14 protein-coding genes are annotated in these 13,398 nt (G+C 70.1%); 12 read left to right on the forward strand and 2 right to left on the reverse strand.

The window, feature by feature from the left end; all coding sequences use genetic code 11:
- Positions 1-127: 127 nt before the first annotated feature.
- The 12 genes from ACZ6S8_RS04760 (at position 128) to ACZ6S8_RS04815 (ending at position 10,131) form a co-directional block, all read left to right on the forward strand.
- Entirely contained in the window at positions 128-1,138 is a 1,011-nt protein-coding gene (locus ACZ6S8_RS04760; protein ID WP_469452475.1) for a sugar ABC transporter substrate-binding protein, read from the forward strand.
- Entirely contained in the window at positions 1,135-2,169 is a 1,035-nt protein-coding gene (locus ACZ6S8_RS04765) for an ABC transporter permease (protein WP_469452476.1), read from the forward strand. The genes ACZ6S8_RS04760 and ACZ6S8_RS04765 overlap by 4 nt, the downstream gene beginning before the upstream one ends.
- Positions 2,139-3,041, forward strand: a complete 903-nt coding sequence (locus ACZ6S8_RS04770) for an ATP-binding cassette domain-containing protein (RefSeq protein ID WP_469452478.1) — start codon at positions 2,139-2,141, stop codon at positions 3,039-3,041. The genes ACZ6S8_RS04765 and ACZ6S8_RS04770 overlap by 31 nt, the downstream gene beginning before the upstream one ends.
- 16 nt (positions 3,042-3,057) lie before the next feature.
- Positions 3,058-4,218 (forward strand): ROK family glucokinase, encoded by a 1,161-nt coding sequence (locus tag ACZ6S8_RS04775; RefSeq protein ID WP_469452480.1) that lies wholly within the window; start codon positions 3,058-3,060, stop codon positions 4,216-4,218.
- On the forward strand, positions 4,215-4,805 hold the full coding sequence (locus ACZ6S8_RS04780) for a hypothetical protein (protein WP_469452481.1): 591 nt from the start codon (positions 4,215-4,217) through the stop codon (positions 4,803-4,805). Before ACZ6S8_RS04775 ends, ACZ6S8_RS04780 begins: the two co-directional genes overlap by 4 nt.
- 59 nt (positions 4,806-4,864) lie before the next feature.
- The gene (locus ACZ6S8_RS04785) at positions 4,865-5,497 is read left to right on the forward strand and encodes an MBL fold metallo-hydrolase (protein WP_469452483.1); all 633 of its coding nucleotides are present in this window, start codon (positions 4,865-4,867) and stop codon (positions 5,495-5,497) included.
- Positions 5,498-5,527: 30 nt separating this feature from the next.
- Positions 5,528-6,313, forward strand: coding sequence for an exodeoxyribonuclease III (locus ACZ6S8_RS04790; RefSeq protein WP_469452484.1), 786 nt, complete (start codon positions 5,528-5,530; stop codon positions 6,311-6,313).
- A gap of 66 nt (positions 6,314-6,379) precedes the next feature.
- Positions 6,380-6,820 (forward strand): DUF6278 family protein, encoded by a 441-nt coding sequence (locus ACZ6S8_RS04795; protein ID WP_469452485.1) that lies wholly within the window; start codon positions 6,380-6,382, stop codon positions 6,818-6,820.
- 111 nt (positions 6,821-6,931) lie between these two features.
- Entirely contained in the window at positions 6,932-7,675 is a 744-nt protein-coding gene (locus ACZ6S8_RS04800) for an amino acid ABC transporter ATP-binding protein (RefSeq protein ID WP_469452486.1), read from the forward strand.
- A gap of 10 nt (positions 7,676-7,685) precedes the next feature.
- A complete protein-coding gene (locus ACZ6S8_RS04805; protein ID WP_469452488.1) occupies positions 7,686-8,591 on the forward strand; it encodes a glutamate ABC transporter substrate-binding protein in 906 nt (301 codons plus the stop codon).
- A gap of 17 nt (positions 8,592-8,608) precedes the next feature.
- Positions 8,609-9,253, forward strand: a complete 645-nt coding sequence (locus ACZ6S8_RS04810) for an amino acid ABC transporter permease (RefSeq protein ID WP_469452489.1) — start codon at positions 8,609-8,611, stop codon at positions 9,251-9,253.
- The gene (locus tag ACZ6S8_RS04815; RefSeq protein ID WP_469452490.1) at positions 9,250-10,131 is read left to right on the forward strand and encodes an amino acid ABC transporter permease; all 882 of its coding nucleotides are present in this window, start codon (positions 9,250-9,252) and stop codon (positions 10,129-10,131) included. Before ACZ6S8_RS04810 ends, ACZ6S8_RS04815 begins: the two co-directional genes overlap by 4 nt.
- 38 nt (positions 10,132-10,169) lie before the next feature.
- Here ACZ6S8_RS04815 and ACZ6S8_RS04820 read toward each other — a convergent pair whose 3' ends face one another.
- Both ACZ6S8_RS04820 and ACZ6S8_RS04825 read right to left on the reverse strand, forming a co-directional pair.
- Entirely contained in the window at positions 10,170-11,765 is a 1,596-nt protein-coding gene (locus tag ACZ6S8_RS04820) for a CocE/NonD family hydrolase (protein WP_469452492.1), read from the reverse strand.
- Between the two features lie 134 nt (positions 11,766-11,899).
- Positions 11,900-13,144, reverse strand: a complete 1,245-nt coding sequence (locus ACZ6S8_RS04825) for a L,D-transpeptidase (protein WP_469452493.1) — start codon at positions 13,142-13,144, stop codon at positions 11,900-11,902.
- Between the last annotated feature and the right edge of the window lie 254 nt (positions 13,145-13,398).

A 13,398-nucleotide genomic window follows, 5' to 3' on the forward strand; every position in this document is an offset into this window, starting at 1 on the left:
GGACCTGTCAATCTGCCCGCGCATGCCCCGATGACCCCGCATGGTCCACTGTGGCGGATACTGGGCGGCTGGAACCGGAATGACCGAATGATGACGGACGACCCGGACGAGGGAAGGGCACGGCGACGTGGCTAGGGTTCGGACAGGGGTGCGCGTCGTGGGCGCCGTGCTCGCGGCGGTGCTGGGAGCCTCCCTCGCGGGATGCAGCAGTACGGGCGGCAAGCGCGCCGAGGAGCGGGCCAGGGCCGCCGAGGCGGGCCGTCCCGCCGTCTCCACCCCGCGCTGGACCTTCGCGATGGTGACCCACGCCGGCGACGGCGACACCTTCTGGGACATCGTCCAGAAGGGTGCCAAGGAAGCCGCGGCGAAGGACAACATCAACTTCGTCTACGCCCACGACGACCAGGCCCAGCAGCAGGCGCAATTCGTGCAGAACGCGATCGACCAGAAGGTGGACGGCATCGTCGTCAGCCTCGCGAAGCCCGAGGCCCTCAAGGACGTCATCGCCAAGGCCGTCAAGGCCGGCATCCCGGTGATCACCGTGAACTCCGGCTCCGCCCAGTCCGCCGCGTACGGGGCGCTCACCCACATCGGCCAGGACGAGGAGATCGCCGGCGAGGCGGTCGGCGCCGAGCTGACCAAGCGCGGCCGCAAGAAGGCCGTCTGCGTCCTGCACGAGCAGGGCAACGTGGGCCACGAGCAGCGCTGCGCCGGAGCGAAGAAGACCTTCGGCGGCACGATGGAGAACCTGTACGTCGAGGGCACCAACATGCCCTCCGTCCAGGCGGCCCTCCAGGCCAAGCTCCAGGCCGACCCGTCCGTCGACGCGATCGTCACCCTCGGCGCCCCCTTCGCGCCCACCGCCGTCAAGGCGAAGGAGGCGGCGGGCAGCGAGGCCGAGGTGGACACCTTCGACCTCAACGCCTCCGTCGCCCGCGACCTGAAGTCCGGGGCGCTCGGCTTCGCCGTCGACCAGCAGCCCTACCTCCAGGGCTACGAGGCGATCGACCTGCTCTGGCTCTACCGCTACAACGCGAACGTGCTCGGCGGCGGCCGCCCGGTCCTCACCGGACCGCAGATCGTCACCGGCGCCGAGGCGTCCGCGCTGGAGGAGTACATCAAGCGGGGCAGCCGATGAGCGCCGCCGCACCCCCCGCGGACGAACGGCTCGCGCCGAGCTCCCTGCTGCGCAGGCTGCTCGGCCGCCCGGAGCTGGGCGCGGTGGTCGGCGCAGCCGCGGTCTTCGTGTTCTTCTCCTTCGCCGCCGACAGCTTCCTGCGGGCCTCCAGCCTGAGCACGGTCCTGTACTCGGCCTCCACGATCGGGATCATGGCCGTCCCGGTGGCGATGCTGATGATCGGCGGGGAGTTCGACCTGTCCGCCGGTGTCATGGTCACCACCTCGGCGCTGTTCAGCTCGATGTTCAGCTACCAGATGACGGCCAACGTCTGGGTCGGCGTCCTGGTGTCCCTCGCCGTCACCCTCGCCATCGGCTTCTTCAACGGCTTCATGCTGACCCGCACCAAGCTGCCGAGCTTCATCATCACGCTCGGCACCTTCCTGATGCTGACCGGGCTGAACCTCGGCTTCACCAAGCTGATCAGCGGCTCGGTCTCCACGAAGTCCATCGCCGACATGGAGGGCTTCGCCTCCGCCCGCGCGCTCTTCGCCTCGCAGTGGACCATCGGCTCGGTCACCCTCAAGGTCACCATCCTGTGGTGGTTCGCCCTGGTCGCGGTGGCCACCTGGATCCTGCTGCGGACCCGCGCCGGGAACTGGATCTTCGCCGTGGGCGGCGGGGCCGACGCGGCCCGCGCGACCGGCGTGCCGGTGGTCAAGACCCGCATCGGCCTCTACATGGGGGTCGGCCTCTGCGCCTGGATCTCCGGCCAGCACATCCTCTTCTCGTTCGACGTGGTCCAGTCGGGCGAAGGCGTCGGCAACGAGTTCCTCTACATCATCGCGGCGGTGATCGGCGGCTGCCTGATGACCGGCGGCTACGGCTCCGCCATCGGCTCGGCCGTCGGCGCCTTCATCTTCGGCATGACCAGCAACGGCATCGTCTACGCCCAGTGGAACCCGGACTGGTTCAAGTTCTTCCTCGGCGCGATGCTGCTGCTCGCGACGCTGCTCAACGCATGGGTCCGCAAGCGGGCGGAGGCGAAGTGACCATGACCGAGGCGACCGGCCCCGCACCCGCGCTGGTGAAGCTGACCGACGTCAGCAAGTACTACGGCAACATCCGCGCCCTCCAGGGCGTCTCCCTGGAGGTCTCCGCCGGCGAGATCACCTGCGTCCTGGGCGACAACGGCGCCGGCAAGTCCACCCTCATCAAGATCATCGCGGGACTGCACCGGCACGACGCCGGCTCCTTCGAGATCGAGGGCGAGGAGACCGTCCTGGCCAACCCGCGCGCGGCCCTCGACCACGGCATCGCCACCGTCTACCAGGACCTGGCCGTCGTCCCGCTCATGCCCGTCTGGCGCAACTTCTTCCTCGGCTCCGAGCCGACCCGGGGCCGCGGCCCGCTGCGCCGCCTCGACGTGGACCTCATGCGCCGCACCACCCGCACCGAGCTGCTGCGCATGGGCATCGACCTGCGCGACGTGGACCAGCCCATCGGCACCCTGTCCGGCGGCGAGCGGCAGTGCGTGGCCATCGCCCGCGCCGTGTACTTCGGCGCCAAGGTCCTCGTCCTGGACGAGCCCACCGCCGCGCTCGGCGTCAAGCAGTCCGGCGTCGTCCTCAAATACGTCGCCGCCGCCCGCGACGCGGGCCTCGGCGTGGTCCTGATCACCCACAACCCGCACCACGCGTACCTGGTCGGGGACCGTTTCGTCCTCCTCAAGCGCGGCACCATGGCGGGCAGCCACACCCGCGACTCGATCACCCTGGACGAGCTGACCCGGCAGATGGCGGGCGGTTCCGAGCTCGACGAACTGAGCCACGAGCTGGAGCGGGTGGCAGAATCAGGCTCGGACAGCACGCCACCCGGCACTCCACCAGGCCCGGACACCCCGTCCGGCACCACCGCACCATGAGGGACGGCACGACTCGATGAGCACGTACCGGGACTTCACGCTCGCCCACCGGGGCTCGGCGCGGGGCACCGTCCTGCGGACCATCGGGACCCGTGAGCGCCGGTCGCACCTGACCGCCCCGCGCGTACCGACCGTCGGCATCGACATCGGCGGCACCAAGGTGATGGCCGGCGTCGTCGACGCCGACGGCATCATCCTGGAGAAGATCCGCGCGGAGACCCCCGACAAGTCCAAGAGCGCCAAGGTCGTCGAGGACACCATCGTCGAACTGGTCCTGGACCTCTCCGACCGGCACGACGTGCACGCCGTGGGCATCGGGGCGGCCGGCTGGGTCGACGCCGACCGCTCCCGCGTCCTGTTCGCACCCCACCTGGCCTGGCGCGACGAGCCGCTGCGCGACGCGCTGCAGTCCCGGCTCGCGGTCCCGGTCATGGTGGACAACGATGCCAACACCGCCGCCTGGGCCGAATGGCGCTTCGGCGCCGGCCGCGGCGAGGACCACCTCGTCATGATCACCCTCGGCACCGGCATCGGCGGGGCCATCCTCGAAGGCGGCCAGGTCAAGCGCGGCCGGTACGGGGTCGCGGGGGAGTTCGGCCACATGCAGGTCGTCCCCGGCGGACACCGCTGCCCCTGCGGCAACCGGGGCTGCTGGGAGCAGTACAGCTCCGGCAACGCCCTGGTCCGCGAGGCCCGCGAGCTCGCCGCCGCCGACTCGCCGGTGGCCCACAACATCATCGCCCGGGTCGGCGGCAACGTCGCGGAGATCACCGGACCGCTCATCACCGAGCTGGCCCGCGAGGGCGATGCCATGTGCGTCGAACTGCTCCAGGACATCGGCCAGTGGCTCGGCGTCGGCATCGCCAACCTCGCCGCCGCCCTCGACCCCTCCTGCTTCGTCATCGGCGGCGGCGTCAGCGCCGCCGACGACCTGCTGATCGGCCCGGCCCGGGACGCCTTCCGCCGCCACCTGACCGGGCGCGGCTACCGGCCCGAGGCCCGCATCGCCAAGGCCCAGCTCGGCCCCGAGGCCGGCATGGTCGGCGCCGCCGACCTCTCCCGGCTCGTCGCCCGGCGCTTCCGCCGCGCCACGCGCCGCCGCGTCGAGCGGTACGAGCGCTACGCACAGCTCGGCCGGCGCGACGCCGCCGGCCCCGAGGACCAGGACCCGCAGTGACACCGCCGCCCACCCTGCCCCACCAGGCCTCCGCACCCGACGGGGACTCCGTACCGCCGCCCGCGGAGGACCGCCGGCACGTCGTACGGCGCCGCTGGGTCACCGCGATCATCATCCTGCTGCTGGTCGGCGTCCCCGCCGGCTACCTCGCCGTCTCGGCCCAGCAGAGCCGCCAGAGCGGCCGCGACAAGGCCGCCAAGGTCGGCGCGACGAAGGTCCGCCCCGGCTGGCCCTCCAAGGTGCAGCGCAGCCTCTACGAGGTGCCGATCCCGGACAAGGCCTGGCGGGTCGGCTTCCTGGAGACGAACAACTGGCGCACCAGCCGGCTGTACACCCAGTTCGCGGTCACCCCGGCCGACCTGGACGCCTTCCTGGCCTCCGTCGGCACCAGCCGCGCGGAACTGACCCCCGGCGTCGCCATCTCGCCCCACGACACCGAGGTCGCGGGATGGAACTGGAAGACCCACGCGGAGTGGCTCGGCACCACCCTCGAACAGGACGACCCGCGCCCCACCCGGGACATCACCGTCGACGCCACCGACCCGCGCATCGCCAAGGTGTACGTGGTCTCCGCCACCACCCCCTGACCCCGCACGCCGCACGCCGCACGCCGCACGCCGCGGGCCGAGCCGTCTAGCCTTGCCCCATGAAGCTCACCAAGCGGCTGCACTCCTGCGTCGAGCTGGAGAAGGACGGGCGCAGGCTCGTCATCGACCCCGGCGCCTTCAGCGAACCGGACGCGGGCCGGGGCGCCGACGCCCTGCTGGTCACGCACGAGCACCCCGACCACTTCGAGGAGGGCCGGCTGCGGGCCGTCCTCGACACGAACCCGGCGGCGCGGCTGTGGACCCTGCGCAGCGTCGCCGAGAGGCTGGCACCGGCCTACCCGGGCCGGGTGCACACGGTGGGCCACGGGGACGCCTTCACCGCGGCCGGATTCGACGTCCAGGTGCACGGCGAGCTGCACGCCGTGATCCACCCGGACATTCCGCGGATCACGAACGTCGGCTTCCTCGTGGACGGTTCGCTCTTCCACCCCGGCGACGCCCTGACCGTGCCCGGGACGCCCGTGGACACCCTGATGCTGCCGGTGCACGCCCCGTGGAACAAGATCGCCGAGGTGATCGACTACGTCCGCGAGGTCAAGCCCCGCCGGGCCGTCGACATCCACGACGCGTACCTCTCCGACATCGCCCGGCCGATCTACGACGGCGCCCTGGCAGCCCTGGGCGGCGCCGACCACGGCCGACTCACCGCCGGAGACACCACCGAACTGTGACTGTCGGTGCCAGGCGATAGGTTGGCGGGCATGCGTATCGCCACGTTCAACGTCAACTCCATCACCGCCCGGCTGCCGCGCCTGCTCGCCTGGCTGGAGAGCTCGGGCACCGACGTCCTGTGCATCCAGGAGACCAAGTGCTCCGCGGAGCAGTTCCCGCACGCCGAGCTGCGCGAGCTGGGCTACGAGTCGGCCGTCAACGCCACCGGCCGGTGGAACGGCGTGGCCCTGCTCTCCCGGGTCGGCCTGGAGGACGTGGTCCTCGGGCTGCCCGGCGGGCCCGACTACGAGGGCGTCCAGGAGCCCCGCGCGATCTCCGCCACCTGCGGCGGGGTCCGCGTCTGGTCGGTGTACGTGCCCAACGGCCGCGAGGTCGAGCACGACCACTACGGCTACAAGCTCGGCTGGTTCCGCTCCCTGGCCGCGGCCGTCGCGGACGACGCGGCCGGCGCCCGCCCCTTCGCGGTGCTCGGCGACTTCAACGTGGCCCCGACCGACGAGGACGTCTACGACCCGGCCGTCTTCGAGGGCGCCACGCACGTCACCCCCGCCGAGCGCGCCGCCCTTCAGGCGCTGCGCGACGCCGGGCTCTCCGACGTGTTCCCGCGCGCGCTCAAGTACGACCGCCCGTACACCTTCTGGGACTACCGGATGCTCGCCTTCCCGAAGAACAGGGGCATGCGCATCGACCTGGTGTACGGGAACGAGGCCTTCACCAAGGCCGTCACCGACGCCTACGTCGACCGCGAGGAGCGCAAGGGCAAGGGGGCGTCCGACCACGCGCCGGTCGTCGTGGACCTGGACCCGGAGCGGTAGGCCCGAACGGAACGGCCCAGGCGCGCCCTGTGGCCAGGGGCGGATCCTGGTGCGAGTCTGGGTGGTATGAACATCCCTTTCCTGGACAACTGGCTGAACCGACATGAAACGGAACGGGGTGCGGGGCTCGCCGCCGCCCTCGCGGACGATCCCGACGGCATCGCCGAGTTGTTCTCGGAATGCGAGATGCTGCGGGTCCAGGCGAGGGCGGCCGGACTCGAACTCGACGGCAGCACGGCCTCGTTGGAGGCCCTCGACCAGCTGATGCCGCGCTGGCGGCGGGACCCCGAGGCGGTGCCGTGGCTCGGCAACGACGCGGGCTTCTACCTCGGCACGGTGATCGTCCGCTCGGTCCCCGGGGCGGCCTGGCAGGTGTGGCCGAACGGCCAGCCGGTGATCCGGCTGGCGTCGGGCCGGGAGCTGAACGTGATCGAGTCCGGGGTGTCCTGGGCGATGACCGGTTCCCCCGAACTGAGCCAGGCCCATGCCGAGGCTTCCGAGGGCTGATCACACGTAGATGTAGCTTTATGCCCCCTTTAGGCGTGTCGAGGGGAAGTGCCCTTCCCGGGCTGGATAGTTTGCGCTGACCTCGACACCGACAAGTGGGCAGGGCAGCGCATGGCCGTCGATCCGTTGATCGAGCTGCGGGACGTGAACAAGCACTTCGGAGAGTTGCACGTACTCCAAGACATCAACCTCACCGTCGGCCGCGGGGAGGTGGTGGTGGTCATCGGCCCTTCCGGATCCGGCAAATCGACCCTGTGCCGGGCGATCAACCGGCTGGAGACGATCGAGTCGGGAACGATCACGCTCGACGGCAGGCCGCTGCCGGCCGAGGGCAAGGAACTGGCGCAGCTGCGCGCCGAGGTCGGGATGGTCTTCCAGTCCTTCAACCTCTTCGCGCACAAGACCGTCCTCGCCAACGTCTCCCTCGCGCAGATGAAGGTGCGCGGCCGCAAGCGGGACGAGGCGGACAAGCGCTCCCGGGAGCTCCTGGAGCGGGTCGGCCTCGCCGACCAGGCCCCCAAGTACCCCGCCCAGCTGTCCGGCGGCCAGCAGCAGCGCGTCGCCATCGCCCGCGCCCTCGCCATGAGCCCCAAGGCCCTGCTCTTCGACGAACCCACCTCCGCGCTCGACCCGGAGATGATCAACGAGGTGCTGGAGGTCATGCAACAGCTGGCGAGCGAGGGCATGACCATGGTCGTGGTCACCCACGAGATGGGCTTCGCCCGCTCCGCCGCCAACCGCGTCGTGTTCATGGCCGACGGCAGGATCGTCGAGGACCGGACCCCGGAGGAGTTCTTCACCGCCCCCGAGAGCGACCGGGCCAAGGACTTCCTCTCCAAGATCCTGAAGCACTGAGGGGCGCGCGATGATCCGTACCCGTGCCCTCCTCGTCGCCCTGCTCGTCCTCGCCGCCGCGGCCGGCTGCGGCAAGTCCGGCAGCCCCCCGGTCAAGGGGCCGCAGCCCGAGGACCTGCCCGTCTACACCGTCGACACCGGCTTCCGGCTCCCCGACTCCCGCACCTGGGAGCGGGCCAGGAAGCGCGGCCACCTCGTCGTCGGCGCCAAGGAGGACCAGCCGTACATGGGGGAGAAGGACCCCGCGAGCGGTCTGTACTCCGGCTTCGACATCGAGATCGCCAAGATGATGTCGGCCTCCCTCGGCTTCGACCCCAAGACGATCGAGTTCAAGACGATCGCCTCCGCCAACCGCGAGACGGCCCTGCAGAACGGCCAGATCGACTACTACGTCGGCACCTACACGATCAACGACAACCGCAAGAAGCAGGTCGGCTTCGCCGGCCCCTACTACATGGCCGGCCAGTCCCTGCTGGTCCGCAAGGACGAGAAGGACATCGACGGCCCCGAGGACCTCGCGGGCAAGAAGGTCTGCTCGGCCGCCGGCTCCACCCCCTACCAGCGGCTCCAGAAGGAGTACCCCGAGGCGGTCCTCGTCGCCTACGACACCTACTCCGTCTGCGTGGACAACCTGCTGACCTACCAGGTCGACGCCGTCTCCACCGACGACTCCATCCTCCTCGGCTACGCGGCCAAGGTCCCCGACGAGCTCAAGGTGGTCGGCAAGCCCTTCTCCCGGGAGCCCTACGGCATCGGCGTCCCGCGCAGCGACAACGCCCTGCGCTTCGCCCTGGACGACGCGCTGGAGGCGCAGGAGAAGAACGGCAACTGGAAGAAGGCCTACGAGGCCACGCTCGGCCTGTCCGGCGAGCCCGCTCCGCAGCCTCCCGCCATCGACCGCTACCCGGCGAGCTGAGCGAGAGGGCCACCGCCATGAACGTACTCACCGACAACTTCGCGCTCTACGGAAAGGGGTTCCTCGGCACGGTCGAGCTGACCGTCTACGCCTCCCTGCTCGCCCTGGTCCTCGGCTTCCTGATGGCCTCCTTCAGGGTCGCGCCCGTCGGCTCCTTCCGGGTCTTCGGCACGGTCTGGGTCACCATCCTGCGCAACACCCCGCTCACCCTGCTGTTCTTCGCGGTCCTGCTCGGGCTGCCGCGCTTCGGCCTGGTCCTGCCCTTCCAGGTGTTCGCCGTCCTCGCCCTGGGCTGCTACACCTCCGCCTTCATCTGCGAGGTGCTGCGCTCCGGCATCAACACCGTGCCCAAGGGCCAGGGCGAGGCCGCCCGCAGCCTCGGCATGTCCTTCGGCCAGACCCTGAGCACGGTGGTGCTCCCGCAGGCCTTCCGTTCCGTCATCCCGCCCATCGGCTCCACCCTGATCGCGCTCGCCAAGAACTCCGCGATCGCCGGCGCCTTCAGCGTCACCGAGCTGCTGGGCACGTACAAGACCCTCAACGAGCTGGGCTACAGCATCATCTGGACCTTCGTCTGGATCGCCGTGGGGTACCTGATCATCACCCTGTCCATCAGCGCGCTCTTCCACGTGCTGGAGAAGCGCTACGGAGTGGCCCGATGACCGCGCACGCGCTCCACGGCGACCTGGAGTCCACCGCCCTCTACGACATCCCGGGCCCCCGGACCCGGCGCCGCCACCTCTACTACGGGATCGGCTCCACGGTGCTGATCCTGCTCCTCGTCGGATGGCTCCTCTACCTGCTCTTCGACACCGAGCAGTTCACCGCCGCCAAGTGGAGCCCCTTCACGTACGAGGGCATCCAGGAGCTGCTGCTCAGGGGCCTGGGGAACACGCTCAAGGCGTTCGCCTACGCCTCGGTGCTCTCGCTGCTGCTGGGTGCGGTGCTCGCCACCGGGCGGCTCTCGGTCCACCGGCCGGTGCGCTGGCTGGCGACCCTGTGCGTGGAGTTCTTCCGGGCCATGCCGGTGCTGGTGATGATCTTCTTCATCTTCGTCGCGCTGAAGGTCCAGCCGCTGCCCGCCCTGGTGGCGGGACTGACGCTCTACAACGGCTCGGTGCTCGCCGAGGTGTTCCGCACGGGCGTCAACGCGGTGGAGCGGGGGCAGCGCGAGGCGGCGTACGCGCTGGGCATGCGCAAGACCCAGGTGATGTCCTACGTCCTCGCCCCCCAGGCGGTGCGGGCCATGCTGCCGACGATCATCAGCCAGCTGGTCGTGGCGCTGAAGGACACCTCCCTCGGCTACCTGATCACCTATGAGGAGTTCCTCCACGCGGGCAAGCTGATCGCGTCCAACCTCGACTACGACCTGCCCTTCATCCCCGTCGTGATGATCATCTCGCCGATCTACATCGGCATGTGCATGCTGCTGTCCTGGTTCGCCACCTGGGTGGCGCGCCGCCAGCGCCGCAACCCGCAGACCCAGGGGGCCGGCGAGGCCCCGGCCGATCCCGCGGCGATGCTGCCGGGAACGGTGTAACCCCCAAGAGCCACACCCCGCCCGGCAGCAGCCGTGGATCACTGCTCGCGCAGCGGCACCGAGACGTACGACGGATCGGTGCGCGGCGAGGAGAAGGTCAGCTGCGCGCCGGTGGGGTTGTGCTCGATGTACAGGGGGTCGACGGTGTCGACGACGAGCGCGAGCCGGTGTCCGGCGGGCACGTCGTAGGCGGTCGAGTAGAGCTCCAGGTCCACGCCGAAGGCCTGTCCCGGGGTCTTGCCGTGGAAGGTGTACGGCGCGTTGCTGACGAGCTTGCCGAGGCCGAGCGGGCCGACGTCGTAGAGGTACGCGACGAAGGTGCCGTCGCCCTTGGTGGGCGTGACGGTGGTGTGGAGGCGGACGTCGCCGCGGATGCGGCGGTCCCGGTCGTAGCGCGGGGACTCCCACACGGCGGCGAAGGAGCGGGGGAGCAGGGGGATCGAGGCGACCGGCGGGGTCTTGAGGAACTGGTCGAGGAGGTTGGAGAGCAGGACGACGCCGCCGTTGGCCCCGGAGTCGACGTTCGCGAAGACGTGCTCGCTGTCGGAGAGCGCGATGCGCTCGGTGCCCGCCGTGCCGACCGACTTCCAGTCGGGGTAGCCCTCGTAGCCGCCGGTGCTGCGGGACTTGAGCTGGACCGGGGCCTCGGTGTCGACGCCGTTGCGCTCGCCCTTCAGGTAGCGGTCGAACCAGCGGTGGGCGCTGGTCCAGGTGTCGTTGGGCAGGCCGAGCAGACCGGTGAGTTCGGCGGTGGCGTGGTCGCCGGGGCGGAACTCCAGGCGCTTGGGGCCGGTCAGCTTCTCGAAGAAGTCGGCGTACTGGTTGGGCGGGAAGATGGTGTCGCCCCAGGCGTTCCCCATCATGATCGCGGGGGCGTTGGCGTTGATCCGGTCGACCTCGAAGGCCGCCGAGCGCTTCTTGCCCCAGTCGATCATCTGCTGCTCGCGGTCGAGCCGGGAGCCGAGGAAGTCGCTCAGGATCGACTGGAGTTCGGGACCGGGACGGCCGGTGAGGTTGCCGGCGACGCCGAGCAGCCCGGCGGCCTGGAGGTGCTGTGTGCGGCCGGAGTAGATGGAGGCCACGAGGTCGGCCCAGCCGCTCATCGCGACGACGGCCTTGATCCGGGGGTCGTGCGCGGAGGCCAGCAGGCTGATGCCCGCGCCGTACGAGACCCCGCCGAGGCCGATGCGGTCCGCGTCGGCGGGGGTGCGGGCGAGGGCCCAGTCGATGACGGCGGACACGTCGGCGACGTCCGGCGGGCCGGCCACCTCGATCTCGCCGCCGGAGAGCCAGAAGCCGCGCGAGGTGTAACTGACCACGACGTAGCCGGAGTCGGCGAGCTTCTTGGCCTGGGCGATGTATTCGATCTGGGGCAGGCCCCAGCTGGTGGGCAGCACGATCAGCGGGTACTTCCGGCCCTGCTCGGCGCCGGCCGGGGTGAAGACGTTGCCCTTCAGGGTGATGCCGCCGGAGCCGGGGATGTCGTGGAACCGCAGTTCCGACGAGGCGTCCGAGACGTTCGAGGTGACGGCGGTGACAGGTGCGGGGGCTGCCTGGGCCTGGTGGGGGGCCAGGCCCAGGGCGGCTGCCGCCAGCAGGGCTGCCACCGCCGCGGCGGTGGTGGTGCGTTCCATCAATCGCTCCTCGCGTACGCCGGGTGGTGAAAGTGACCCGACGGTAACGGGGAGGGATTACCGGAGGTAACCCGTCGGTAAGTTACGTGGTTGTAACAATTGAACGAGAGTCAGTGACGGGACCGCCGGAGGGGTCAGCCGTTCCGGGCGCCGCCGGACAGTGCGCTCTTGGCCTTCCAGTCGTCCCACGACAGGTTCCACTCGCCGTAGCCGTTGCCGATCTCCGCGTTGCCCTTGGAGCCGCTGCCGACCACCTCGAAGGGGTCGCCGACCTGGACCCTCGCGTAGAAGCCCTTGGCGTCGGAGTCGCTCATGCCCACGCACCCGGAACTGGTGTTGGCCCGGCCGAAGTTGCCGGCGTTCCACGGGGCGGCGTGCGCGTACATGCCGGACCAGGTCAGCCGCATCGAGTAGTCGACCATCTTGTCGTAGGAGTCGCCCAGGCCCACCGTCTGGGAGTCCATCCGGATGGTGCCCTCCTTCGACATCAGCACCATCTTCCCGGACCAGGAGGCCTTCTGCCCGCCCGGAGTGCCGGCCGACACCGGGATCGTCTCGACCACCTGGCCCTCCTCGGTCACCTTCATCTTCCGGGAGTCGAGGCTGACCTCCATCCGGCGGTCCTTGCCTATCGTGAACTCGGTGGTGTAGTCACGGGCGAAGAGCCCGCCGCCCTTGCCGGAGTCCACGCCGTTCAGGTTCATGTCGACCTTCACGCCGGTGCCGGACTTCCAGTACTCCTTCGGCCGCCAGTCCACCCGGTCCTTGCCCGAGTAGTCCTTGAACCAGCCCCAGGACCCCTCGGCGTCGTCCGACGCGGTGACCTTCAGCTGCTTCTCCACCTCGGCCTTGTTCGCGACCGGGTTGTCGAAGACGAGCGAGACCGGCATCGCGACGCCGACCGTGCTGCCCTTGGGGATGTTGATCGAGACCTTGTTCACCTTGTCGGCGGGGGAGGTCTTGAACTGGGTGGACGCGCTCTGGCTGTCCGTGTTCTGCGCCTCCACCTTGTAGTCCGTGCCGGGCGAGGCGTTGCGCTCGGAGGTCCAGGTGCGGCCGTCGTCGGATATCTTCCCGGGCAGCTCCCCGTTCTTGCCGTCGGTGACCTTCACCAGGGCCAGCTTGCCCTCGGCGAGCGTCACCGTGACCGGCTCGCCGGCCTTGACCTGATCGCCCGTGAGGTTCACCGAGACGGCCATGTCCGGCTTGGGCTTCAGCTCCGCCTTGCCGCCCCCGGCGCCCGCGTCGCCCCCGCCCCCGCACGCGGTCAGGGTGGCGGCCAGGAGCGCGGTGCCCGCGGCGGCGGCGTTGCGGACCCGGCGGCGGGACAGGGCGGTGCGGCTGGTGCGGCTCAACGAATTCCCCTCCGAAGTAATCATCGTTCGCAAAGAAAGAGCGAACACGAGGACTCTAGGTTGCGCATTCCCCGGAAAATCCCCGCTTTTCGGTTGTGACGTGCACCGCAGCAGAACGGTCATCATCCGGTCACAATCGCCGCGCGCTCCGGTCACGACCGGCTGTGAGAGTCCTGTGCATCCACGCCCGGACGTACAGGAAGGACGACTGCCGTGTGCGCACTGCTCGTGAACACAGCCCAGCAGCACCAGCGACGGGGGCGGCGCCCGGAGGGAGC

The organism is Streptomyces sp. NPDC048461, from assembly GCF_055587105.1.

Excerpts from the sequence above, each read along its gene's own strand:
- ACZ6S8_RS04765 (WP_469452476.1), top strand. The coding sequence starts at position 1,135 with ATGAGCGCCGCCGCACCCCCCGCGGACGAACGGCTCGCGCCGAGCTCC.
- ACZ6S8_RS04770 (WP_469452478.1), top strand. The coding sequence starts at position 2,139 with ATGGGTCCGCAAGCGGGCGGAGGCGAAGTGACCATGACCGAGGCGACC.
- ACZ6S8_RS04775 (WP_469452480.1), top strand. The coding sequence starts at position 3,058 with ATGAGCACGTACCGGGACTTCACGCTCGCCCACCGGGGCTCGGCGCGG.
- ACZ6S8_RS04785 (WP_469452483.1), top strand. The coding sequence starts at position 4,865 with ATGAAGCTCACCAAGCGGCTGCACTCCTGCGTCGAGCTGGAGAAGGAC.
- ACZ6S8_RS04790 (WP_469452484.1), top strand. The coding sequence starts at position 5,528 with ATGCGTATCGCCACGTTCAACGTCAACTCCATCACCGCCCGGCTGCCG.
- ACZ6S8_RS04795 (WP_469452485.1), top strand. The coding sequence starts at position 6,380 with ATGAACATCCCTTTCCTGGACAACTGGCTGAACCGACATGAAACGGAA.
- ACZ6S8_RS04800 (WP_469452486.1), top strand. The coding sequence starts at position 6,932 with ATGGCCGTCGATCCGTTGATCGAGCTGCGGGACGTGAACAAGCACTTC.
- ACZ6S8_RS04805 (WP_469452488.1), top strand. The coding sequence starts at position 7,686 with ATGATCCGTACCCGTGCCCTCCTCGTCGCCCTGCTCGTCCTCGCCGCC.
- ACZ6S8_RS04810 (WP_469452489.1), top strand. The coding sequence starts at position 8,609 with ATGAACGTACTCACCGACAACTTCGCGCTCTACGGAAAGGGGTTCCTC.
- ACZ6S8_RS04815 (WP_469452490.1), top strand. The coding sequence starts at position 9,250 with ATGACCGCGCACGCGCTCCACGGCGACCTGGAGTCCACCGCCCTCTAC.
- ACZ6S8_RS04820 (WP_469452492.1), bottom strand. The coding sequence starts at position 11,765 with ATGGAACGCACCACCACCGCCGCGGCGGTGGCAGCCCTGCTGGCGGCA.
- ACZ6S8_RS04825 (WP_469452493.1), bottom strand. The coding sequence starts at position 13,144 with ATGATTACTTCGGAGGGGAATTCGTTGAGCCGCACCAGCCGCACCGCC.